The following is a 21,175-nucleotide window of genomic DNA, read 5'->3' as shown; positions in this document are numbered from 1 at the left end:
CTGTGACAGCCAGAAAATCAAAACCAAGAGGGTTGGGTCGCGGGCTTTCGGCGTTGATGGCAGATGTCACACAAGAGCCCCAGGGACGCGTGCCAACTGATTCACGGCGGCCGGACCTGACGATTCCAATCGAAAAGCTTCACGCAAACCCAAATCAGCCGCGCCGCACCTTTGCCCGGGAACATCTGGATGAGCTTGCCGCTTCGGTCAAAGAGAAGGGGATCATTCAGCCGTTGATCGTCCGCGAGATTGCCGAAGGCGATTATGAAATCGTCGCGGGTGAACGCCGCTGGCGCGCGGCGCAAATGGCGCAGTTGCATGATATCCCCGTTATCGTTCGCGATTTTGATGACACTGAGGTTCTGGAAGTCGCCATTATCGAAAACATTCAGCGCGCGGATTTGAATGCGGTGGAAGAGGCGGCCGGCTATAAGCAGCTGATGGACCGCTTTGGTCATACGCAAGAAAAGCTGGCTGAAGCATTGGGCAAAAGCCGCAGTCATATTGCCAATTTGCTGCGCCTGTTGTCCCTGCCAATGGATGTACAAACCCTTGTAATAGAAGGAAAATTATCGGCTGGCCATGCACGGACGCTGATCACGGCCGAGAATGCCTCGGATCTTGCAAAGCAAATTGTCAAAGACGGGCTGTCGGTGCGGGCAACGGAAGCGCTGGTGAAGAAGCAACAGCAGGGGGATGCGGCCCGACCGGCACCAAGGTCTCGGGATCTGAATGCGGGTAAAGATGCGGATACCCGGGCGCTGGAGAAGGATCTTTCCGCGATTCTGGCGATGAAAGTGGCGATCAATCACAAAGCGGGCTCGGAAACGGGGCAGGTGGTCCTGACCTATGAGAACCTAGATCAACTGGATGATCTTTGTTCCAAGCTCAGCCGCTAGGGCGGGTCCAGATAAAGAACATCACGCCGCCTAGTACAATCGCCTGGATGATCAGGACATGAGACGGCGCAGACATCATGACCGATAGTCCAAATACGGCGGTGACCGACAGGGTGGCCGCCTTTTTTGCGGCCGGACGAATCGCGCCTGAACTCTGCCAATCGACGATCATTGGGCCAAACAGTCGGTGCGTTATCAGCCAGCTATGCAGCCGTGAAGACGAGCGGGCAAAGAAGAAGGCGGCGAGAAGCAGAAATGGAACCGTTGGTAGTAGGGGAAGCACCACCCCAACAGCGGCCAGCCCGACACATAACAATCCAAGCCCTGCCCACAGATATTGCATGGTCTATCCCAAAAGTTCGCGGATCACCGCGTTCAAGACGGCCCGCCCGTCGGTTGTGGCCATCAGTTTACCATCCAGCATTTGAACCATGCCGATATCCTGAAGATGGCCCAATGGGTCTTGTGGTAAGGGGTGGCCTGATATTCCCATATATCTATCTATATCTAGCCCGTCGGCAATCCTAAGACCCATCATAAGGTATTCACTTGCCTGATCTTCACGCGACAATGCGGCGCGTTCTTTCTCTCCGCTACCACAGGAAGCCGCGTCCAACCACCGCTGCGGATTCAGATAGGTTTCAGTCGCGTATTTCTGGCCATTCTGAGTGATCCGCCCATGGGCGCCGGGGCCAATGCCGACATAGTCACCATAGCGCCAATAGATCAGATTGTGCTGTGATTCCGCGCCGGGGCGGGCGTGGTTCGATACCTCATAGGCGGGCAGACCATGAGCCTCGCAGATTTCTTGCGTGGCCAGATACATATCGGCGGCGCTATCATCCAAGGGCAGGCCGCGTAGCTTGCCCACGGCATAGCGATCACCAAAGGCGGTTCCGTCTTCTATGGTCAGTTGGTACAGCGACAGGTGATCGACCGCCATCGACAGGGCTTCGGTCAACTCTGCGCGCCAGGCATCAAGGGTTTGATGTTGTCGCGCATAGATCAGGTCAAAGCTGACCCGTTCAAAACAATGACGGGCTATGTCATAAGCAGCCCGCGCTTCGGCCACGCTGTGAATGCGGCCCAACCGGCGCAGATCGTCATCATTCAGCGCCTGAACCCCCATTGAGATACGGTTGACGCCTGCTTCCCGGTAGGCAGCGAACCGTCCCGCCTCGACCGAGCCGGGATTGGCTTCAAGTGTGATTTCCATGTCATTGGCGGGGTGCCAAAGGGCGCGGGCGGTATCAATCACTGCGGCGACGGTTTCGGGATCCATCAGAGACGGGGTGCCGCCGCCAAAGAAGATGGTGTTCAGGACACGGTTCGGGGTTTCGGAAGCACTACGGCGCAGCTCGACCAGATATGCATCAAGCCATTGTTTTTGATCAATATTTTTGGAAACATGGCTGTTGAAATCGCAATAGGGGCATTTGGCCTCGCAAAAGGGCCAATGCACATACAGGCCAAAGCCCCCATTGCGCCAATCATCCGCCAAAACAGCCTTTCACGAACATCTCAACCGCGCGACCGCGATGGCTGATCTTGTTCTTTTCCCAGCGATCCATCTCCGCAAAGGTAATGTCATGACCCTCGGGCACAAACATTGGATCATAACCAAAGCCGTCCGCACCGCGAATGGGCCAGACCAAGTGACCGGGGGCGATGCCTTCGAACACCTCATCATGCCCGTCGGGCCAGGCCAAAACCAGCGTGCAACGAAATTGTGCAGTGCGGGGATGGGCGGCGTTCTTCGCCTCAAGCTCCTCATGTGCGCGTGTCATCGCCACAAGGAAATCGCGGCGATTGCCGGTTTCTGCCCAATCGGCGGTGTAGACGCCCGGCGCCCCGTCAAGCGCGTCGATGGTGATCCCGGAATCGTCCGACAGGGCAGGAAGGCCGGTGGCTTTGGCGGCGGCATGGGCCTTGATCCGGGCATTGCCGACGAATGTATCCTCGGTCTCTTCCGGTTCAGGCAGGTCCATGTCCGCGGCGCCGATAACAGTGACGCCAAAGGGTTCAAGCAGATGTGCCATCTCCTCAAGCTTGCCTTTGTTATGCGTGGCCACCAGCAACCTGTCGCCGTCGAACTTGCGGGTCATGCGGTGGCGGCCTTTTGCGCAGCAGCCAGTTCACTAACGCCCTGTTCAGCCAGATCCATTAGTTGATCCATCTGAACGCGGCTAAAGACCGAGCCTTCGGCGCTCATTTGAACTTCGATCAATTTGCCGGACCCGGTCATGATAAAGTTGCCGTCCACGCCGGCTTCGCTGTCTTCGGGGTAATCCAGATCCAGCACCGGTTGACCGGCGTAAATACCGCAGGATACGGCTGCAACCGGGTCAACCAGCGGGTCCGAGATCACGTCACCCGTTTTCATCAGCTTGTTGACCGCAAGACGCAGCGCAATCCAACCGCCTGTGATCGAGGCACATCGGGTGCCACCATCAGCCTGGATCACATCGCAGTCGACGGTGATCTGGCGTTCACCCAAGGCAACCCGATCGACACCTGCGCGCAGGGCACGGCCAATCAAACGCTGGATTTCCACGGTACGACCACCCTGCTTACCGCTGGCAGCCTCGCGCCGCATCCGTGTATTGGTCGCACGGGGCAGCATGCCGTATTCAGCGGTAACCCAGCCCAGGCCCGAACCCTTGATGAACGGTGGCACGCGATCTTCGATCGTGGCAGTGCACAACACATGGGTATCGCCCATCTTAATCAGGCAGGAACCTTCGGCATGTTTGGTAAATCCCGTTTCGATTGAAACGGCGCGCATTTCGTTTAGATCACGTCCTGAGGGTCGCATGGGAATTCCTTTGTTTGCTGGTTTGGGGATACCGCCCCGCAGCGTCAGGATGCAACCCTGATTGACCTTTCGCCTACCTGCTATTTAATGGCCATCCAGCAGAGGATTGCCGATGAGTGACGCAAGCAAAATTCTGAACGAGATGAATGACCGGTCGCGCGAGGTGTTTCGCCTGATCGTCGAAAGCTATCTGGATAGCGGTGAGCCTGTCGGCAGCCGTACCCTGACGCGCACTTTGTCGGAAAAAGTCAGTGCGGCGACGGTTCGCAATGTGATGCAGGATCTTGAGTTTCTGGGCCTGCTCGACAGCCCTCATGTCAGTGCGGGGCGGATTCCGACGCAACACGGGTTACGGATGTTCGTGGACGGATTGCTGGAGGTCGGTGATCTGGGCGCGGATGACCGGCAGAAGCTGGACGACACACTGGGCGCTAACTCGGGGGATGTCGGCGGGATGCTTGATCGTGTCGGCGCGGCCTTGTCACACGTGACACAAGGGGCCTCGCTGGTTTTGACGCCGAAACACGAAGCGGAAATCAAACATATCGAATTTGTGTCGCTTGGGCATGACAGGGCCCTGGTGGTTTTGGTCTTTTCCGACGGTCAGGTGGAAAACCGGCTGTTCAAGCCGCCACCCGGGCAAACGCCCAGCTCGATGCGGGAAGCGGCGAATTTTCTGAACGCGCTGATCGAGGGCCGCACCATCAGCGAGGTTCGCCGTCAGATGCTGACCCAGATCGATGTGCGGAAACAGGAAATTGACGTGCTGGCCCGTGAAATGGTCGACAGCGGCATGGCCGCATGGGACGGGGATGATGGCGACTCGGCTCGTTTGATCGTCCGAGGGCGGGCGAATCTGCTGGGTGAACGTGGCGAAGCAGATGAGTTGGAGCGCATTCGCACCCTGTTTGACGACCTCGAACGCAAGCGCGACATCGCCGAATTTCTGGAATTGACCGAAGAAGGCGAAGGTGTGCGCATTTTTATCGGGTCTGAGAACAAACTTTTCTCACTTTCGGGTTCCTCTTTGGTGGTGTCTCCATATATGAACGCTGATCGTAAGATAATCGGTGCGGTTGGGGTCATCGGGCCCACACGTCTGAATTATGGACGGATCGTGCCGATCGTGGATTATACGGCGCAACTGGTCGGCAAACTGATATCCGACCGGAGCTAGAGGGTAAGAGATGGCAGAGCCCAAGAACGAAGATTTTCTGGACGATATCGCAACGGCCGAGGCCGAAGAGCTGGCTGATGAATTTGCTGAGATCAGCGAAGAAGCGCTGGAGCTGGATGAGCTGCGCGCCGAGCGCGACGACTACAAAGACAAATTCATGCGTGCATTGGCCGATGCGGAAAACGCGCGCAAGCGCGGCGACAAGGCACGGCGCGATGCTGAACAATATGGCGGCTCGAAACTGGCTCGTGACATGCTGCCGGTCTATGACAATATGAAACGCGCGCTTGAGGCCGCAACCGACGAGCAGAAAGAGGTCGCAGGCGCTTTGCTGGAAGGTGTTGAACTGACCATGCGCGCGCTTAAGGACGTGTTTCAGAAACACGGGATTCAGGTGATCACGCCAGAAGTTGGCGATCGGTTTGACCCCAATGTGCATGAGGCGATGTTCGAGGCCCCTGTGCCCGGAACACGCGCTGGTGACATCATCCAGGTATCTGCAGAAGGCTTTATGCTGTACGACCGGCTCTTGCGCCCCGCGCAGGTGGGTGTGTCGTCCACGCCGGCAAGCTAAGCACCTAAGATATCAATCAATTATTGAGGCGGTCAGGATCTGGCCGCCTCTTTCAATTTATAGATCAGGTCCAATGCCTCGCGCGGGCTTAGCTCATCCGGCAAGATCTCACCCAACATATCCGCAACGGGTGAAGCTTTTGGGGGAGGCGGTGGCGGCGGGGCAGCCGAGAACAGCGGTAGATCGTCGATCAAAGCCTTTTGCTTGCCGCCTTCGCGTTCGGTTTTCTCCAGCTGGTCCAGCACAACGCGGGCACGTTCGACAACGGATGCCGGCAGGCCAGCCAGTTGCGCCACCTGGACACCATAAGATCGATCCGCGGCGCCTTTGTGAACCTCGTGCAAAAAGATCACCTCGCCCTCCCATTCCTTGACCGCAACGGTGGCGTTGTCGACACCTTCCAGATTTCCGGCCAGCGCGGTCAGCTCGTGATAATGCGTTGCAAACAGCGCGCGACATTTATTGGCGGCGTGCAGATGTTCGAGCGTGGCCCAGGCGATGGAAAGCCCGTCATAGGTGGCCGTCCCGCGTCCGATTTCATCCAGGATGACCAGCGCGTGATCGTCGGCTTGATTGAGGATGGCGGCGGTTTCGACCATTTCAACCATAAAGGTCGACCGACCCCTGGCCAGATCGTCAGATGCCCCGACACGGCTGAACAGCTGGCTGACCACACCGATATAGGCTTGTTCGGCTGGAACATAGCTGCCCATCTGTGCAAGCAAGGCGATCAGCGCATTCTGCCGCAGGAAGGTTGATTTACCCGCCATGTTTGGGCCGGTCAGCAACCAGATTGCAGCACCATCTTCCGCGCTGAGATCACAATCATTGGCGATAAACGCGTCACGGCTTTGTTGGCGCAGCGCATGTTCAACAACCGGATGCCGCCCGCCCTGAATATCAAAGGCACGAGAGGCATCGACCTGCGGGCGACACCAGTTCTCGCCCCGTGCCAGATCGGCCAGCGCAGTGGTTAAGTCCAGTTCTGCCAGCCCGCGCGCGGCTTGGTTCAGCTGCGCAGCACGGGTAAGAATCTCATCAGAAAGCCTTTGATAGAGCCGCTTTTCGATTTCCAAAGCATGGTTGCCCGCATTCAAGATACGGGTCTCGATCTCGGAGAGTTCGACAGTGGTGAACCGCACCTGATTGGCCGTGGTTTGCCGGTGGATATAGGTTTCGGAGAACGGCGGGTTCAACATCTTTTCGGCATGGGTTGCCGTGGTTTCAATGAAATAGCCCAGCACGTTGTTATGCTTGATCTTCAGTGAGGTGATGCCGGTGTGCTCGGAGTATTTCTGCTGAAACCCGGCGATGACGGATCGACCTTCGTCGCGCAGGGTGCGCGCCTCATCCAGTTCCGCGTCATAGCCGGGGGCAATGAAGCCGCCATCGCGCGCCATCAGGGGCGGTTCGGCCACAAGCGCCTCATCCAGCAGGGTCAGCAGATCATCAAACCCCGTCAGGTTTTGCACTGCAGTGGCCAGCAATACCGGCAGATCTCCGGCATTGCACAGTTCGGCGATGGCTGCGGCCTGCGCCAGCCCGTTGCGGATGGCGGCCAAATCGCGAGGGCCGCCACGATCTAGCGACAGGCGCGACAAGGCGCGGTCCAAATCGGGGGTTTTGCGCAAGGCATCGCGCAGATCTTGGGCGATCAGGCTGTCATCGGCTGTAAAACTTACCGCATCCAACCGCCCGTGGATCACATCCAGATTGCGCGAGGGGCTGGACAGGCGCTGTTCCAACAGCCGCGCGCCGCCCGGCGTCACCGTACGGTCAACCACCGACAAAAGCGATCCGGCGCGCCCACCAGACAGCGACCGGGTCAGCTCCAGATTGCGGCGCGTTGCGGCGTCGATTTGCACCACGCGGTCCTCGGATTCTTTCAGCGGCGTTTGTAGCAGTGGTAATTTGCCTTTTTGCGTGATCTCCAAATAGTCAATCAATGCGCCCATAGCGGACACTTCGGCCCGGCCAAAATTTCCAAACGCGTCCAGCGCGCCCACGTGAAACAAAGCGCAGATGCGCTTTTCAGCCGCCGTGCTGTCGAAACTGGCACGGCCGATGGGCGTCAGTGAGATGCCCAGATCGCGGGCAGGTTCGTGCAGGACCTGTTCGGCCCCGTCCGCCACGATCAGCTCCGACGGGGCCAGCCGTGCCAGTTCAGGGCTTAGGCGCACAGAGGTCAAAGGCATCACGTGAAACGCCCCGGTTGAGATATCGGCCCAGGCAAGCGCCGCTTCATCCCTCACCTCGGCATAACAGGCCAGAAAGTTGTGGCGGCGCGCCTCTAGCAGCGCGTCCTCGGTCAGTGTTCCGGGTGTCACCAGCCGGACAACACCGCGCTTTACCACTGATTTAGAGCCTCTCTTCTTGGCCTCAGCCGGGCTTTCCATCTGTTCGCAAACGGCCACGCGAAAGCCTTTTCGGATCAGCGTCAGCAGGTATCCTTCGGCGGCATGGACCGGCACACCGCACATCGGGATGTCTGCGTCGTTGTGCTTGCCGCGTTTGGTCAGGGCGATGTCCAGCGCCTCAGCGGCGTTGACGGCATCCTCGAAAAACATCTCGTAGAAGTCGCCCATCCGGTAAAACAGAAGGGCGTCGGCATGGGCCTCTTTGATTTCGAGATATTGCGCCATCATCGGCGTGACTGTGGACAAGGCTGATCCCTTTTGACGGCGTTCGGTCGCGACCTTACAAATCCGCCATCTGGTGCGAAAGGCAAAAGTATTCTCGTTGAGGCGCGCGCGTGCCTGCGCTATGAGGCAGAAGCCCCGTAGTTGCAGAGAAACGACGTATCAAATGCCCAAAGCGAAGATCACCAACGAAGAGGCGCTGGCCTTTCACCTGGATCCAACTCCTGGCAAGTGGGAGGTACAAGCCACCGTTCCCATGACCACGCAGCGCGACCTGTCGCTGGCCTACAGCCCCGGCGTGGCTGTTCCATGTGAAGCAATCGCGGAAAATCCAGAAACGGCCTATGACTATACCAACAAGGGAAATCTGGTCGCCGTGATTTCAAATGGGACGGCGGTTTTGGGTCTTGGTAATCTGGGCGCGCTGGGCTCAAAACCGGTGATGGAGGGCAAGTCAGTCCTGTTCAAGCGTTTCGCTGACGTAAACTCGATCGATATCGAGCTGGACACCGAAGACCCGGATGAGTTCTGCCGCGCCGTGCGTCTGATGGGCCCGACCTTTGGTGGCATCAATCTGGAAGACATCAAGGCGCCCGAGTGTTTCATCATCGAACAGCGCCTGAAGGAAGAAATGGATATCCCCGTCTTCCACGATGATCAGCATGGCACGGCGGTGATCTGTGCAGCGGGCCTGCTGAATGCGCTGCGTATCTCGGGCAAGAAGATTGAAGATGTGAAGATTGTTCTGAACGGTGCTGGGGCTGCTGGGATAGCGTGTATCGAACTGCTCAAGTCCATGGGCGCGCGGCATGAAAACTGCATCGTGTGTGACACCAAAGGCGTGATCTATCAGGGCCGGACCGAGGGCATGAACCAGTGGAAATCGGCCCATGCGATCACCACGGATCTGCGTACGCTGGAAGATGCCATGAAAGGCGCAGACGTCTTTCTGGGCGTGTCGGTCAAAGGGGCTGTGACGCAAGATATGGTAGCCAGCATGGCCGATAACCCGGTGATTTTTGCGATGGCAAACCCCGACCCCGAGATCACACCGGAAGAGGCGCATGAGGTGCGCGTAGATGCCATCGTCGCCACAGGGCGCAGCGATTATCCGAACCAGGTCAACAACGTGTTGGGCTTTCCCTACCTGTTCCGCGGTGCGCTGGATATCCACGCCCGCGCCATCAATGACGAGATGAAAATTGCCTGTGCCCACGCCCTGGCCAACCTCGCGCGCGAAGATGTCCCGGATGAGGTCGCGATGGCCTATGGTAAGTCGCTGACCTTTGGGCGCGATTATATTATCCCGACACCTTTCGATCCGCGCCTGATTCACCGCATTCCACCCGCCGTTGCGCGGGCCGGGATGGATACCGGCGCGGCGCGGCGCCCGATTATCGACATGGACGCGTATGAGCTGAGCCTGAAATCCCGCATGGATCCGACCGCCAGCATTCTGCGCGGCCTGAACGCGCGGGCCCGTCAGGCGCAAAGCCGAATGATCTTTGCCGAGGGCGACGATCCGCGTGTGCTGCGGGCTGCGGTGATGTATCAACGCTCGGGCTTTGGTAAGGCGCTGGTCGTAGGCCGCCCGGATGACGTCAAGCAAAAGCTGGAAGAGGCCGGGCTGGGCGATGCTGTGCGTGAGCTGGAGGTCGTGAATGCCGCCAACACTGCGCATCTCGATACCTATTCTGATTTTTTGTACGATCGCCTGCAGCGTAAAGGCTTTGATCGAAAGGATATTCATCGACTTGCCGCGCGCGACCGGCATGTGTTTTCATCGCTGATGCTGGCGCATGGGCATGGCGACGGTTTGGTCTCGGGCGCGACGCGTAAATCGGCGCATGTGCTGGATCGGATCAACCATGTATTCGATGCAGATGCGGCGCGTGGCGCGGCGGGTGTGACGGCGCTGTTGCACAAGGGGCGGATCGTGCTGATCGGCGACACTCTAGTCCATGAATGGCCGGACGAAAACGATCTGGCCAATATCGCCGAGCGCTCAGCAGCCGTTGCCCGCCATATGGGGCTGGAGCCGCGCGTTGCCTTTGTCAGCTTTTCGACGTTTGGCTACCCGGTGTCGGAGCGGGCCGAAAAGATGCACCGCGCTCCTGCCGTTCTGGATCAGCGTGGCGTAGATTTCGAATACGAAGGTGAAATGACGGTGGACGTGGCGCTGAATGTCGACCAGCAGGCAAACTATCCGTTCCAGCGACTGACCGGACCGGCGAATATCCTGATTGTCCCAGCACGGCATTCGGCCTCGATCTCGACCAAGTTGATGCAGGAAATGGGTGGGGCCACGGTGATCGGCCCGATCTTGTCGGGCATCGACAAGCCGATTCAGATCTGTTCGACCATATCGACGGCCAATGACATTCTGAACATGGCCATTCTGGCCTCCTGCGATATTGGTTAAGCCATGACAATTTGGAATCTAGGCTCGATCAACGCAGACATGATTTATGATGTGCCACACCTGCCTGGCGCGGGTGAGACGCTTTCGGCCAACCGTTTGGATCGGTTTCTGGGCGGTAAGGGCGCGAATATGTCCGTCGCCGGCGCGCGGGCCGGCGCGCGGGTGGCGCATATTGGGGCCATAGGGCTCGACGGGCGCTGGGCGCGTGACAGGCTGACCGAATATGGCGTCGATACCCGGTGGATTGCCGAAGTTTCAGATCCTACCGGGCACGCCATTATCGCCGTAGACGCCGAGGGTGAAAACAACATCATCCTGTTTCAAGGCGCAAATCATGCAATTACGTCAGATCAACTGGGCCAGGCGCTGTCATCGGCGGATCAGGGTGATCTGATTGTGACGCAAAACGAAACCAACTTGCAGGTCGAAGCCGCAAAAATGGGCCGCGAAATGGGGCTGACTGTCTGTTACGCGGCGGCCCCTTTTCAAGCCGATGCAGTGCGGGCGGTTCTTCCGTATCTGGATTTCCTGATCCTAAATGAGGTCGAGGCCGAGCAGCTGCGGCAGGCAACCGGACAAGGCCTGTCCGAGTTGGGGATAGAGCATGTCATTGTGACCCTCGGATCAAAGGGCGCGCGATATCATCATAAGGGGACGACCTCGGATTTTTTGGCTCACAAGGTTCAGGCGGTGGACACAACTGGTGCGGGCGATACGTTCACAGGTTACGTTCTGGCAGGAATGGATCGTGGCATGCCGATGGAGCAGGCCATATTGCAGGCAAACCGGGCTGCCGCGTTGATGGTGACACGGCACGGTACGGCGGATGTCATTCCTGATCTGAAAGAGGTGCGCGAAGCGCGCTTTGATTAAGACCCGGCAAAGGGCGCGTCACTGCCCCACAGCTGTTTGACGCGGGCGTCGCGACCGCAGGCTTTGCGATAGGCCTTATAGGCGTTGCGCTGGCGTTTGGGACCGAACCGCGTAAAGACCAGTTTTTCGCCCTTATAGTAATCCTGATGATAGGCTTCGGCCGGGTAAAACCGGTCCTGTTGCAGGATCGGGGTGACAATCGTTTGACGCAGGGCGTGCTGTGCTTTGGATTTTGCAGCCTCGGCCAACGCCTTTTCGCCTGTATTAGAGACGAAAACCGCTGTGCGGTAACTCTCTCCACGGTCGCAAAACTGACCGCCCGCATCCGTAGGGTCGACCGAGCGGAAAAACAGGTTCAGCAGGGTTTCACGGGAAACACGGTCCGGATCAAAGGTAATCTGAACCGCCTCGTAATGGCCTGTGCCGCCTTTGGACACCTCGCCATAGGTTGGGTCGGCGGTCGCGCCCCCGGTATAGCCCGAGACCGCCTGAACCACGCCCGGCACGGATTCGAAATCGGATTCAACGCACCAGAAACACCCCCCGGCCACGGTCAGCGTCTCGGTTCCGGCAGCCGGTGCAGGCGCGGCGCGCAGCATTGCGACGATGAGGATCAGCGCAAACAGAAGCCAAGGTTTGACAGCGTCAATGTATGTGGTTCGGATCATGGTGGGTCTCCTTCCATGATCAGACTGCCTTGGGAAACCCCCGGGCGCAACGCGCTGACATCTGTTCTCACGCGCTGGTGAGACGAGTTTATCGCCTTAGCCCAGCAACTGCCCCAGCTTCATCGCCACACCCATATTGCCCGTGATCTTGAGCTTGCCCATAGCAATACCGGTCATCGGGTTCAGCTTGCCGGTCAGCAGCTTGGTCAGGTTCTCTTGTGAGATACGGATGGTGCAATCAGTGTCCTGATCCTGCGTCGTCGCCTGATTGTCGGCCAGAACAACCACACCGGCATCACCGCAATCGAATTTCAACGACCCATCAAAGTTCTTGCCATTCAGACCGTTCTGAATACCTTCTGCGATATCCTGCAACATGCCCTATCCTTTCAGTGTTGTGACTTGGGTAAAGACATATCCTGCGGTGGAGCAAGAGTGACCTGACGGGAGGTGGCAAAAATGGACGCATAAAAAACCCGGCATCCTGAGGGGCTGCCGGGTCTTCAGGTCAAAATCTCAGCTGTCTTACTTCGACAGCCGTTTGTCGCGTGCTGCCAGCAGTTTCAGGCGCAGGGCGTTCAGTTGGATGAATCCCGCAGCGTCTTTCTGATCGTAGGCACCAGCATCCTCTTCGAAGGTCACGTGCGCCTCGGAATACAGCGAGTGTTCCGACCAGCGGCCCACGGTCGATGCCAGACCTTTGTACAGCTTCACGCGCACGGTGCCGGTGACATGATCCTGAGATTTGTCGATGGCGGCCTGCAGCATCTCGCGCTCGGGCGAGTACCAGAAACCGTTATAGATCAGCTCTGCATATTGAGGCATCAGCTGGTCTTTCAGATGCATCGCGCCCCGATCCATGGTGATGGATTCGATGCCACGGTGTGCTTCCAACAGGATTGTGCCGCCCGGTGTTTCATAGATACCGCGCGATTTCATGCCAACAAAGCGACCTTCGACCAGATCGAGACGCCCAATGCCGTGCTTGCCGCCATATTCGTTCAGCTTGGTCAGGATGGTGGCCGGGCTCATCGCCTCGCCATTGATGCTGACCGCGTCACCTTTTTCGAACCCGATCTCGATGAATTCTGGTTTATTCGGCGCGTCCTCGGGGTGGACCGTGCGCTGATAGACGTAATCGGGCGCCATATCGGCGGGGTCTTCCAGAACCTTGCCCTCGGATGAGGTGTGCAGCAGGTTGGCATCAACCGAGAACGGCGCCTCGCCACGTTTGTCCTTGGCGATCGGAATCTGGTTCGCCTCGGCAAATTCCAGCAGCTTGGTGCGGCTGGACAAGTCCCACTCGCGCCACGGGGCAATCACCTTGATGTCAGGGTTCAGCGCGTAAGCGGCCAGTTCGAACCGTACCTGATCGTTGCCCTTACCGGTCGCGCCATGAGATACGGCATCCGCTCCGGTCGCCTCGGCAATCTCGACCAGACGTTTCGAGATCAACGGGCGCGCAATCGAGGTGCCCAGCAGGTACAGGCCCTCATACTGCGCATTCGCGCGGAACATCGGAAAGACGAAATCGCGGACGAATTCCTCGCGGATGTCCTCAATATAGATGTTTTCGGGCTTGATCCCCAGCAGCTCGGCCTTCTTGCGGGCGGGCTCCAACTCCTCGCCCTGACCCAGATCGGCGGTGAAGGTTACGACCTCACAACCATACTCGGTCTGCAGCCATTTCAGGATGATCGAGGTATCAAGGCCACCGGAATAGGCCAGAACAACTTTCTTGGGCGCGGACATCTGACTTCCCTTTATGCGTAGAACGACTGGCCCCTAGCGGGTTTTGAACGCGGGGGCAAGTTATCTGCGTTGACGCAGGTCGGGATTTGGGGTGAAACAGAAGGAAAGAAAACAAGGATTGGTTGAAGGGATAGATTTCAGATGTTGGGTTGGAAGATTTTTGCACATTCGGTGCGGATGGTTTTTGGGAATCTCAAACAGGTTTTGCAGATTACGTTCGGGCCATCTTTGGTTGCGACAGCGGTGATTGTCGCCCTGTTTTTTGTATTGGACGTTCCGCTGGATCAACTCAATACAACCACCGGAGAGTTGCCTGCAGGTGTTTCGAGCGGATCGGCGATTGGCTTCCTGGTGGGCTTTATGGTCGTGATATTTGTGACGATGTTCTGGATTGTGGTGTCGTGGCACCGCTTTGTCCTGCTTGAGGAATATCCAAGAGGTATTTTCCCAACCTTCCGGTTCGATAGAATTCTGGCCTATTTCGGGCGGGTTCTTCTGTTGGGTATCCTGATGGCCATCGCGTTCCTGCCGGCGGGCGCGGTACTTTCAGCGCTGGGCGGTGGAGCATTGTCAGTTGTGTTTGTCATTGTCCTTGTCGTCTTCCTCATCATCGGCTTCTACCGTTTGTCCATAATCCTGCCTGCAGCAGCGATTGGGCAACCGTTGACACTTGGGCAAGCTTGGAACAACACCGCCGGTGCGGGTGGTGCGATCATCGTTCTTTTGCTTGTAAGCTTTGTGTTCCAGGTCGTGGTCCAGTTGGTCTTTACAGCGCTCGCTTTCATCCCGGTTCTGGGTGTTTTGCTCTCACTGTTCTTTGGGGTTCTGGTTTTGCCGCTGATCAATGTCAGTATCTTGACCACCATGTACGGCGTGTTCGTTGAAAAGCGCCAGCTGACCTGAACTCGTACACATATGTATTCCTTGCTCTTTCAGCGATGATGGGGCAGGGAAACCGGCATGAGTGATTTCATGACCCGCGCCCGCGCTGCCGAACAGGCGATGCGCTCTGTGTTTCCGGTGACGCCTCTGCAGCGCAATGCCCATCTGTCTGATCGTTTCGGGGCCGATATCTGGCTGAAACGTGAGGACCTCAGCCCGGTGCGGTCCTACAAGATCCGCGGTGCGTTCAACGCCATGCGCAAACAGCAGGGGCAGAACCTGTTTGTCTGCGCCAGCGCGGGAAATCATGCGCAGGGCGTGGCCTTTATGTGCAAGCACATGGATGTGAAGGGTGTGATCTTCATGCCCGTGACGACGCCGCAGCAGAAAATCCAGAAAACTCGTATCTTCGGCGGCGACAATATCGAGATTCATCTGACCGGCGACTATTTCGATGACACGTTGGCCGCCGCGCAGGCGTGGTGCACCGAACAGGGCGGCCATTTTCTGTCGCCCTTTGACGATGTTGATGTGATCGAAGGGCAAGCCTCGCTTGCGGTTGAGATCGAAGCGCAGTTGGGTGGGTTGCCGGACCACATCCTTTTGCCAGTAGGCGGTGGCGGCATGTCTGCGGGCGTGGCTACGTGGTTTGGCGATCGAACCCATTGCCTGTTTGTGGAACCCAAAGGCGGTGCCTGTCTGCACGCGGCAATGGCAGCAGGACATCCGGTGGCATTGGATCAGGTGGACAATTTCGTTGACGGTGCTGCGGTTGGTCGGATCGGTGAAAAACCGTTCGAATTGCTGAAATCCCGTCATCTGTCGGATGCTCTGGTGCTGTCCGAAGACCGCATCTGCACAACCATGATCGAGATGCTGAATGTCGAAGGCATCGTTCTGGAACCCGCCGGGGCCCTCGCGATTGAGGCGCTGAGCGATATTCAGAGTTTTATCCGAGGGAAAACCGTTGTCTGCGTAACCTCTGGTGGCAACTTCGATTTCGAACGCCTGCCCGAGGTCAAGGAACGCGCGCAGCGCTATCTGGGGGTGAAGAAATACTTCATCCTGCGCTTGCCACAGCGCCCTGGCGCATTGAAAGAGTTCCTGAACATCCTTGGCCCCGAGGATGACATTGCGCGGTTTGAATACATGAAGAAATCGGCACGTAACTTCGGCTCGGTTCTGATTGGTATCGAAACCCGCAAGCCCGAAAACTTTGCCCGTCTGTTCGCGCATCTGGATGAAGCCGGGTTCACTTTTACGGATATCACCGAGGACGAGACCCTCGCCCAGTTTGTGATCTGAGCAAATGACCAGACTGCAATGTTGTCTGTCGCAGTGATAGATCAGCTGCAACTGAAACAGACAATATACAGGGCCGGGTTGTCACCCATCGCTAGTGTACCTGTTTGCTGCCTGTACGGCGCCGCTCAGAGCTCGTTCAATCCTGCCTGAAACTCCGTTGCTGAGGTCCGGAATGTGCCGTCTATTTCGGCGATATCGACGGTTGCGGCCTGACCCTGTGCCGAATGGCGCTCACCATCCTGGCAGAGCCTGGCCAATGTCCTGAATCCCAGACTAAGCGCGCTGCCCTTCAAGGAGTGTAGATGCTGTTCGAAGTCAGACCGATCATCATCGACCTGCAAATGCTCCAGGCCTTGTTGCACCTCATCGAGAAAGATTTCCACTACCTCGTCAAACTCGTCGGCGCCGACCTCGTCCCGCAGCTGTCTGACCCTGGACCAGTCGATCATGGCCATCCTTTCCCTAAAGATAACGACCCGATTATCACTACAGGCCGTTGGTAAATCCGTGGTTAAGATGGATGTATTTACGACCTTCACAGGATGTTAAATAGCCGTGCGCTAGGGTCGTCCCGTTCCGCATTATATGGCAGAGCTGAGGGTCAGGTGGCAGAGGTCAGTCAGGCAGAAACAAAGGCAGAGCTGGATTTTGGTGCGATTCGCAAGGTGCTGGTCGTTGATGACAGTCGTCTGCAACGTCGCATCCTTGTGGCCTCGCTGAAGAAATGGGGCTTTGAGGTGCTCGAGGCAGACAGCGGAGAGGCCGCCATCGAAATCTGTGCGGCCATGTCCCCCGACCTGGTCCTGAGCGACTGGGTCATGCCGGGGATGAGCGGGCTGGAATTCTGTCAGGCATTTCGGGCGTTGGAGAATGACGAATACAGCTATTTCATCCTTCTGACTTCAAAAAGCGAAAAGCAGGAGGTTGCGCGCGGACTGGATGCCGGGGCGGATGATTTTCTGATCAAACCTCTTGAGGCCGATGAATTGCGGGCGCGCATATCTGCGGGCGCGCGGATATTGGATATGCAGCGTGAGCTGTCTGATAAGAACCGTATGATCGAGACCGCGCTCGAAGAACTGAAAGTGGTCCATGATGCGATCGACAAGGACCTGATTCAGGCGCGTAAGATACAGGAATCTCTGGTCCCCGAACTCACGCGTGATTTCGGTAGATCGCGTATCAGCATGTTGCTGAAACCTTGTGGGCATATCGGTGGCGATCTGGTGGGAATGTTTTCACCGGGGGTCAACCGTGTGGGGTTTTACAGCATCGATGTGTCCGGCCACGGCATCACCTCGGCGATGATGACAGCACGGCTGGGCGGGTATCTGTCCAGCAAACATTTCGATCAGAACGTGGCGATGGAAAAGCGGTTCGATAAATTTTACGCATTGCTACCACCTGATCAGGTGGCAGAGATGCTCAATTCCCGCCTTATGGCCGATGCTGGCGTCGAAGAGTATTTTACCATGGTCTATGCCATTATCGACCTGCGAAACGGACATCTCAAGATGGTGCAAGCAGGGCATCCGCATCCGCTGTTGTTGCGACAGGATGGTGGGACCGAGTATCTGGGGCAAGGTGGCCTGCCCATCGGACTGTTGCCGGATGTCACGTTTCAGCGAACCGATACCTACATGAAGCCCGGTGACAAGCTGTTGCTATATTCAGACGGGTTCACGGAATGCCGGATGGCGGATGGATCCCTGCTGGAAGAAGAGGGGCTGTGCAGAATGGTGACGGATTGTGCCACCGATCTCAGCGGGCCCGAATTTCTGGACGATATGTTCTGGCGGCTGACACAGGCCATGGATCCGGACCAGGGTATGGATGATGACGTATCTGCGGTTTTCTTTGAATACAGCGGGCCTTAAAGCCCCATCAGGTGTCCCGAAGCGAAATGTCGGTCACCGCTGTTGCCCAGCATCTGCGCGGCATCCGCGCTGTCCAGCCAAAGGGCTTCGTGGAATGGCTCTGAAGGTGGACCTATGCGGCGCACAGGGCGGGCTCGATATATCAAACAGACCTTTTCGGCCCACAGGTCATATTCGGGCATGTATGTGAAACGGCGAAAGGCGCCGACCCGCCGCGGGCCGGCAATCAACCAGCCGGTTTCTTCAAAGACTTCGCGATGCAGGGCGGTGATGGGCGATTCGCCCGGGTCAATACCGCCACCCGGCAACTGCAGATCAGGGCCGGGCTCGGTCTGGCAGGTCAGCAACAGATGTCGTCCTCGAGGCAACAATGCGTATACACCCACACGTCGTGTGTATTTGCGCCCCGCTTGTGGGGTTTCACCGAACCGTCTGATCATGTATGGCCCCTTACAACCCGAAATCTTCGACCTATATGCTGGCGGTATGCCAATCTGTGGCGTTTAAGGAAACCCCATGTCTCTTGGAACAAAAATCGCGTGGGACGACACCGTCCTGCCCTTTCAACTTGATATACCGGATATGCGCGGACGTGTGGCGCGGCTGGACGGAGTGTTGGACGGCATTCTGGAACAGCACGACTATCCCGAAAAGGTCGAGGCTTTGGTGGCCGAGATGGCCTTGCTGACTGCTCTGATCGGCCAGACCGTCGCGTTGCGCTGGAAGCTGTCGCTTCAGGTTCAGTCCAAAGGCGCCGTTCGGATGATCGCAACCGATTACTACGCTCCGCAGGCCGAGGGCGAAGCGGCCCGCATCCGCGCCTATGCCAGTTTTGACCCGGACCGCCTGAACGATTCCACACCGTTTGATCAGGTGGGCGAGGGCTATTTCGCCATCATGATTGACCAGGGCGAGGGCACGCAGCCTTACCAGGGGATCACACCGCTGGCTGGCGGCTCTCTCAGCGCATGCGCAGAGGCGTATTTCGCACAGTCCGAACAGTTGCCGACGCGGTTTTCACTGAGTTTCGGCAAATCAACTGAACCTGGCGTCGGTGAGCACTGGCGCGCAGGCGGCATCATGCTGCAACACATGCCCAAAGCGTCACCATTTGTAGCCAATGCAGAGGGTGACGGTCAGATTCTGTCAGCGGATGATCTGGTTGACGGTGAAGAAGGTGAAAATTGGGGGCGCGTCAATATCCTTCTGGATACTATTGATGACCTTGAACTGATCGGCCCTTCGATTGCGCCAACCGACCTGTTGATCCGGCTGTTTCATGAGGAACAGCCACGGGTTTATGATGCGCAATCGGTTCAGTTCGGCTGCACCTGCTCGGAAGAGCGCGTGCGCCAAAGCCTGTCGATCTATTCGGCGCGCGACATCGAAAAGATGACAACTCCCGAAGGCCAGGTCACCGCCGATTGTCAGTTCTGTGGTGCCCATTACGTATTGGACCCCGTCACCGTTGGCTTCGATGCCGGTGAGGCCTGATCCAACAGAACAGCTGCGGGCGGCCCTGAGCCGCCCCGGCAACGGGTCCAGTGATTTCGATCTGAACCCTGATGCGGTTTTGCCAGCGGGGCGCAAGCTACGTCCAGCCGGGGTTCTGGTTCCGATTCTTGTAACGGATGAGTCCCCGCGCCTGCTTTTGACCAAGCGCTCATCGGCGCTGAAACACCATCCCGGCCAGATCGCCTTTCCTGGCGGAAAACAGGATGAGACCGATCCGGATGTAACCGCAACCGCCCTGCGGGAAGCACAGGAAGAGATTGGCCTTTCCTCGGATTTGCCTGAAATTCTCGGGCATTTGCCTACCCATGAAACCGTGACGTCTTTTGTCGTAACCCCGGTTGTCGCGATCCTACGAGACGGGTTCGACCCAATTCCTGAGCCGGGTGAAGTTGACGAAGTTTTTTCAGTCCCACTTGCGCATGTTCTAAACCCTGCGAATTATATCGTTGAGTCGCGTCGCTGGCGGGGCCAGCGGCGGTATTATTTCACCGTGCCCTATGGCCCTTATTACATCTGGGGGGCTACGGCCCGGATGTTGCGGGGCTTGGCTGCGCGGGTGAGTGAATGATGAAGCTATCAGAAAGCTGGGTTACAAACCCGGCAACCCAGACAGTCTGCGCCGTTTTGATCGATGCCGGTTTTCAGGCGCTTTTCGTCGGCGGTTGCGTCCGCAACGCGCTTTTGGGGGCGCCGGTCTCGGATCTGGATATTGCCACGGACGCTCCGCCCCAGCAGGTGCTGGATTTGATGCGGGCGGCGGGGTTGAAGGCCATTCCAACTGGGATCGAGCATGGCACGATAACTGTTGTCAGCCAAAGCATCCCGCATGAGATCACGACCTTCCGGCGAGATGTCGAAACCGATGGCCGCCGGGCTGTTGTGGCGTTCTCGGACAATGTTGATGAAGATGCCAGCCGGCGCGATTTCACCATGAACGCGCTGTATGCCCGCCCGGATGGGACGCTTTTGGACCCGCTGAACGGACTGCCCGATCTAAAGGCCCGAAAGGTTCGGTTCATAGGCAACGCCCAGCATCGCATCCGCGAAGACTATCTGCGGTCTCTGCGCTATTTTCGGTTCCACGCCTGGTATGGGGATGCCGAAGCCGGGTTTGATCCCGAAGCGCTGTCGGCCATTGCAACCAATCTGGACGGATTGGCAAGCCTGTCGCGCGAACGGGTTGGGGCCGAGTTTATGAAATTGCTGACCGCGCCTGACCCTGCGCCTTCGGTCGCTGCCATGCGCAGCACGGGCGTTCTGGCACAGATATTGCCGGGGGTTGAGGATCGATCACTTGCCCCGCTGATCGCCTTGGAACGGCAGGCTGGGGCAAAGCCCGAGCCGGTCCGGCGGCTTTCCTCCATCGCCACGCCCGAGATTGCCCAGACCCTGCGTCTGAGCAAGGCCCAGATGCAACGCCTGACACGGATGCGGGATGAGGCCGCGGGAACCGCGGGCACTGCCGAGCTTGGGTTCCGTTATGGCGAAGAGGACGGCCTGCACGAAGTTCTGCTGCGTTGTGCTTTGTTGGAACAGCCCTGGTCCGAGGATAAGCGGCAAGCGCTCCGGGACGGGGCGGCAGCGGATTTTCCCGTGCGGGCCGCTGACCTGATCCCTGACTTTACCGGCCCGGCGCTGGGCAAGAAACTGGCCGAGCTTGAGGCGCGCTGGATCGCCTCGGGTTTCACCCTGACGCGCTCCGAGTTGCTGGTCGAGTAAATTGAAGTCTCAAAAGGGGATGACAAGCCGGATCGTTTGTGTTTTCTTGCGCCTGTAA

21 protein-coding genes are annotated in these 21,175 nt (G+C 57.7%); 11 read left to right on the top strand and 10 right to left on the bottom strand.

Translation table 11 applies throughout. The annotated features are described in order from the left end of the window. The first annotated feature begins 2 nt into the window (after positions 1-2). Positions 3-899 (top strand): ParB/RepB/Spo0J family partition protein, encoded by an 897-nt coding sequence (locus tag AC2FJ5_RS14635; RefSeq protein WP_142637412.1) that lies wholly within the window; start codon positions 3-5, stop codon positions 897-899. Here the strand turns inward: AC2FJ5_RS14635 and AC2FJ5_RS14630 are convergent. Genes AC2FJ5_RS14630 through rph form a run of 4 tightly spaced genes read right to left on the bottom strand, consistent with a single transcriptional unit; the run spans position 889 to position 3,714 of the window. Then, entirely contained in the window at positions 889-1,242 is a 354-nt protein-coding gene (locus tag AC2FJ5_RS14630; protein WP_142637410.1) for a YbaN family protein, read from the bottom strand. The two genes, AC2FJ5_RS14635 and AC2FJ5_RS14630, sit on opposite strands and share 11 nt — an antisense overlap. A gap of 3 nt (positions 1,243-1,245) precedes the next feature. Next, positions 1,246-2,400 carry a radical SAM family heme chaperone HemW gene (gene hemW / locus AC2FJ5_RS14625; protein WP_496793792.1) on the bottom strand — a complete coding sequence of 385 codons (1,155 nt, stop codon included), beginning with the start codon at positions 2,398-2,400 and terminating at the stop codon, positions 1,246-1,248. Continuing rightward, entirely contained in the window at positions 2,390-3,004 is a 615-nt protein-coding gene (gene rdgB, locus AC2FJ5_RS14620) for an RdgB/HAM1 family non-canonical purine NTP pyrophosphatase (RefSeq protein WP_496793790.1), read from the bottom strand. Before rdgB ends, hemW begins: the two co-directional genes overlap by 11 nt. Continuing rightward, a complete protein-coding gene (rph, locus tag AC2FJ5_RS14615; RefSeq protein WP_496793789.1) occupies positions 3,001-3,714 on the bottom strand; it encodes a ribonuclease PH in 714 nt (237 codons plus the stop codon). The genes rdgB and rph overlap by 4 nt, the downstream gene beginning before the upstream one ends. Before the next feature lie 112 nt (positions 3,715-3,826). Between rph and hrcA the strand changes: the two genes are divergently transcribed. Both hrcA and AC2FJ5_RS14605 read left to right on the top strand, forming a co-directional pair. Continuing rightward, positions 3,827-4,891, top strand: coding sequence for a heat-inducible transcriptional repressor HrcA (gene hrcA, locus AC2FJ5_RS14610; RefSeq protein ID WP_496690208.1), 1,065 nt, complete (start codon positions 3,827-3,829; stop codon positions 4,889-4,891). Positions 4,892-4,901: 10 nt separating this feature from the next. Next, the gene (locus AC2FJ5_RS14605; protein WP_142637400.1) at positions 4,902-5,465 is read left to right on the top strand and encodes a nucleotide exchange factor GrpE; all 564 of its coding nucleotides are present in this window, start codon (positions 4,902-4,904) and stop codon (positions 5,463-5,465) included. A 32-nt stretch (positions 5,466-5,497) separates the two neighbouring features. Here the strand turns inward: AC2FJ5_RS14605 and mutS are convergent, their stop codons facing one another. Beyond that, entirely contained in the window at positions 5,498-8,110 is a 2,613-nt protein-coding gene (mutS, locus tag AC2FJ5_RS14600; RefSeq protein ID WP_496793817.1) for a DNA mismatch repair protein MutS, read from the bottom strand. A 160-nt stretch (positions 8,111-8,270) separates the two neighbouring features. Between mutS and AC2FJ5_RS14595 the strand changes: the two genes are divergently transcribed. Further along, positions 8,271-10,526, top strand: coding sequence for an NADP-dependent malic enzyme (locus tag AC2FJ5_RS14595; RefSeq protein ID WP_142637398.1), 2,256 nt, complete (start codon positions 8,271-8,273; stop codon positions 10,524-10,526). Positions 10,527-10,529: 3 nt separating this feature from the next. Beyond that, positions 10,530-11,399 (top strand): ribokinase, encoded by an 870-nt coding sequence (locus tag AC2FJ5_RS14590; RefSeq protein WP_496793788.1) that lies wholly within the window; start codon positions 10,530-10,532, stop codon positions 11,397-11,399. Here AC2FJ5_RS14590 and msrA read toward each other — a convergent pair. The 3 genes from msrA to AC2FJ5_RS14575 all read right to left on the bottom strand — a co-directional run bounded on the left by msrA (position 11,396) and on the right by AC2FJ5_RS14575 (position 13,819). Then, positions 11,396-12,067, bottom strand: a complete 672-nt coding sequence (gene msrA, locus AC2FJ5_RS14585) for a peptide-methionine (S)-S-oxide reductase MsrA (protein ID WP_496710546.1) — start codon at positions 12,065-12,067, stop codon at positions 11,396-11,398. The two genes, AC2FJ5_RS14590 and msrA, sit on opposite strands and share 4 nt — an antisense overlap. A gap of 96 nt (positions 12,068-12,163) precedes the next feature. Further along, positions 12,164-12,445, bottom strand: a complete 282-nt coding sequence (locus tag AC2FJ5_RS14580) for an SCP2 sterol-binding domain-containing protein (protein ID WP_496702890.1) — start codon at positions 12,443-12,445, stop codon at positions 12,164-12,166. A gap of 147 nt (positions 12,446-12,592) precedes the next feature. Further along, on the bottom strand, positions 12,593-13,819 hold the full coding sequence (locus AC2FJ5_RS14575; RefSeq protein ID WP_142637390.1) for an argininosuccinate synthase: 1,227 nt from the start codon (positions 13,817-13,819) through the stop codon (positions 12,593-12,595). A gap of 177 nt (positions 13,820-13,996) precedes the next feature. Here AC2FJ5_RS14575 and AC2FJ5_RS14570 point away from each other — a divergent pair, with 177 nt between their 5' ends. Continuing rightward, on the top strand, positions 13,997-14,722 hold the full coding sequence (locus AC2FJ5_RS14570; protein WP_271950599.1) for a hypothetical protein: 726 nt from the start codon (positions 13,997-13,999) through the stop codon (positions 14,720-14,722). A gap of 57 nt (positions 14,723-14,779) precedes the next feature. Then, complete coding sequence (ilvA, locus tag AC2FJ5_RS14565) at positions 14,780-16,006, top strand: threonine ammonia-lyase IlvA (RefSeq protein ID WP_142637386.1); 1,227 nt, start codon at positions 14,780-14,782, stop codon at positions 16,004-16,006. A 125-nt stretch (positions 16,007-16,131) separates the two neighbouring features. On the opposite strand, the gene AC2FJ5_RS14560 is transcribed toward ilvA, so the two are convergent. Beyond that, the gene (locus AC2FJ5_RS14560) at positions 16,132-16,455 is read right to left on the bottom strand and encodes an Hpt domain-containing protein (RefSeq protein ID WP_496793786.1); all 324 of its coding nucleotides are present in this window, start codon (positions 16,453-16,455) and stop codon (positions 16,132-16,134) included. A gap of 93 nt (positions 16,456-16,548) precedes the next feature. On the opposite strand from AC2FJ5_RS14560, the gene AC2FJ5_RS14555 reads away from it, so the two are divergent. Beyond that, entirely contained in the window at positions 16,549-17,883 is a 1,335-nt protein-coding gene (locus AC2FJ5_RS14555) for a PP2C family protein-serine/threonine phosphatase (protein ID WP_496793785.1), read from the top strand. Here AC2FJ5_RS14555 and AC2FJ5_RS14550 read toward each other — a convergent pair. Next, complete coding sequence (locus AC2FJ5_RS14550; protein WP_496692609.1) at positions 17,880-18,323, bottom strand: NUDIX hydrolase; 444 nt, start codon at positions 18,321-18,323, stop codon at positions 17,880-17,882. The genes AC2FJ5_RS14555 and AC2FJ5_RS14550 overlap by 4 nt on opposite strands. Before the next feature lie 76 nt (positions 18,324-18,399). On the opposite strand from AC2FJ5_RS14550, the gene hslO reads away from it, so the two are divergent. Genes hslO through AC2FJ5_RS14535 form a run of 3 tightly spaced genes read left to right on the top strand, consistent with a single transcriptional unit; the run spans position 18,400 to position 21,117 of the window. Continuing rightward, positions 18,400-19,377, top strand: coding sequence for an Hsp33 family molecular chaperone HslO (gene hslO / locus AC2FJ5_RS14545; protein ID WP_496793783.1), 978 nt, complete (start codon positions 18,400-18,402; stop codon positions 19,375-19,377). Continuing rightward, positions 19,361-19,966: a CoA pyrophosphatase gene (locus tag AC2FJ5_RS14540; RefSeq protein WP_496707354.1), complete on the top strand. Its 606-nt coding sequence runs from the start codon at positions 19,361-19,363 to the stop codon at positions 19,964-19,966. Before hslO ends, AC2FJ5_RS14540 begins: the two co-directional genes overlap by 17 nt. Beyond that, positions 19,966-21,117 (top strand): CCA tRNA nucleotidyltransferase, encoded by a 1,152-nt coding sequence (locus AC2FJ5_RS14535; protein WP_496793816.1) that lies wholly within the window; start codon positions 19,966-19,968, stop codon positions 21,115-21,117. The genes AC2FJ5_RS14540 and AC2FJ5_RS14535 overlap by 1 nt, the downstream gene beginning before the upstream one ends. The last annotated feature ends 58 nt before the right edge of the window (positions 21,118-21,175 follow it).

It is taken from the genome of Ruegeria sp. CDSA221 (genome assembly GCF_059611825.1).
Note: the sequence above shows the minus strand (reverse complement) of the source record. Positions and strands in the feature narration are given on the sequence as shown.

What these genes read in the sequence shown, in the direction of transcription:
- rdgB (WP_496793790.1), bottom strand. Translation starts at nt 3,004, where the DNA reads ATGACCCGCAAGTTCGACGGCGACAGGTTGCTGGTGGCCACGCATAAC.
- AC2FJ5_RS14550 (WP_496692609.1), bottom strand. Translation starts at nt 18,323, where the DNA reads ATGATCAGACGGTTCGGTGAAACCCCACAAGCGGGGCGCAAATACACA.
- mutS (WP_496793817.1), bottom strand. Translation starts at nt 8,110, where the DNA reads ATGATGGCGCAATATCTCGAAATCAAAGAGGCCCATGCCGACGCCCTT.
- hrcA (WP_496690208.1), top strand. Translation starts at nt 3,827, where the DNA reads ATGAGTGACGCAAGCAAAATTCTGAACGAGATGAATGACCGGTCGCGC.
- AC2FJ5_RS14595 (WP_142637398.1), top strand. Translation starts at nt 8,271, where the DNA reads ATGCCCAAAGCGAAGATCACCAACGAAGAGGCGCTGGCCTTTCACCTG.
- AC2FJ5_RS14590 (WP_496793788.1), top strand. Translation starts at nt 10,530, where the DNA reads ATGACAATTTGGAATCTAGGCTCGATCAACGCAGACATGATTTATGAT.
- rph (WP_496793789.1), bottom strand. Translation starts at nt 3,714, where the DNA reads ATGCGACCCTCAGGACGTGATCTAAACGAAATGCGCGCCGTTTCAATC.
- AC2FJ5_RS14605 (WP_142637400.1), top strand. Translation starts at nt 4,902, where the DNA reads ATGGCAGAGCCCAAGAACGAAGATTTTCTGGACGATATCGCAACGGCC.
- AC2FJ5_RS14580 (WP_496702890.1), bottom strand. Translation starts at nt 12,445, where the DNA reads ATGTTGCAGGATATCGCAGAAGGTATTCAGAACGGTCTGAATGGCAAG.
- AC2FJ5_RS14630 (WP_142637410.1), bottom strand. Translation starts at nt 1,242, where the DNA reads ATGCAATATCTGTGGGCAGGGCTTGGATTGTTATGTGTCGGGCTGGCC.
- ilvA (WP_142637386.1), top strand. Translation starts at nt 14,780, where the DNA reads ATGAGTGATTTCATGACCCGCGCCCGCGCTGCCGAACAGGCGATGCGC.
- AC2FJ5_RS14535 (WP_496793816.1), top strand. Translation starts at nt 19,966, where the DNA reads ATGAAGCTATCAGAAAGCTGGGTTACAAACCCGGCAACCCAGACAGTC.
- AC2FJ5_RS14560 (WP_496793786.1), bottom strand. Translation starts at nt 16,455, where the DNA reads ATGATCGACTGGTCCAGGGTCAGACAGCTGCGGGACGAGGTCGGCGCC.
- msrA (WP_496710546.1), bottom strand. Translation starts at nt 12,067, where the DNA reads ATGATCCGAACCACATACATTGACGCTGTCAAACCTTGGCTTCTGTTT.
- AC2FJ5_RS14570 (WP_271950599.1), top strand. Translation starts at nt 13,997, where the DNA reads ATGGTTTTTGGGAATCTCAAACAGGTTTTGCAGATTACGTTCGGGCCA.
- AC2FJ5_RS14555 (WP_496793785.1), top strand. Translation starts at nt 16,549, where the DNA reads ATGTTAAATAGCCGTGCGCTAGGGTCGTCCCGTTCCGCATTATATGGC.
- AC2FJ5_RS14540 (WP_496707354.1), top strand. Translation starts at nt 19,361, where the DNA reads ATGCCGGTGAGGCCTGATCCAACAGAACAGCTGCGGGCGGCCCTGAGC.
- AC2FJ5_RS14575 (WP_142637390.1), bottom strand. Translation starts at nt 13,819, where the DNA reads ATGTCCGCGCCCAAGAAAGTTGTTCTGGCCTATTCCGGTGGCCTTGAT.
- hslO (WP_496793783.1), top strand. Translation starts at nt 18,400, where the DNA reads ATGTCTCTTGGAACAAAAATCGCGTGGGACGACACCGTCCTGCCCTTT.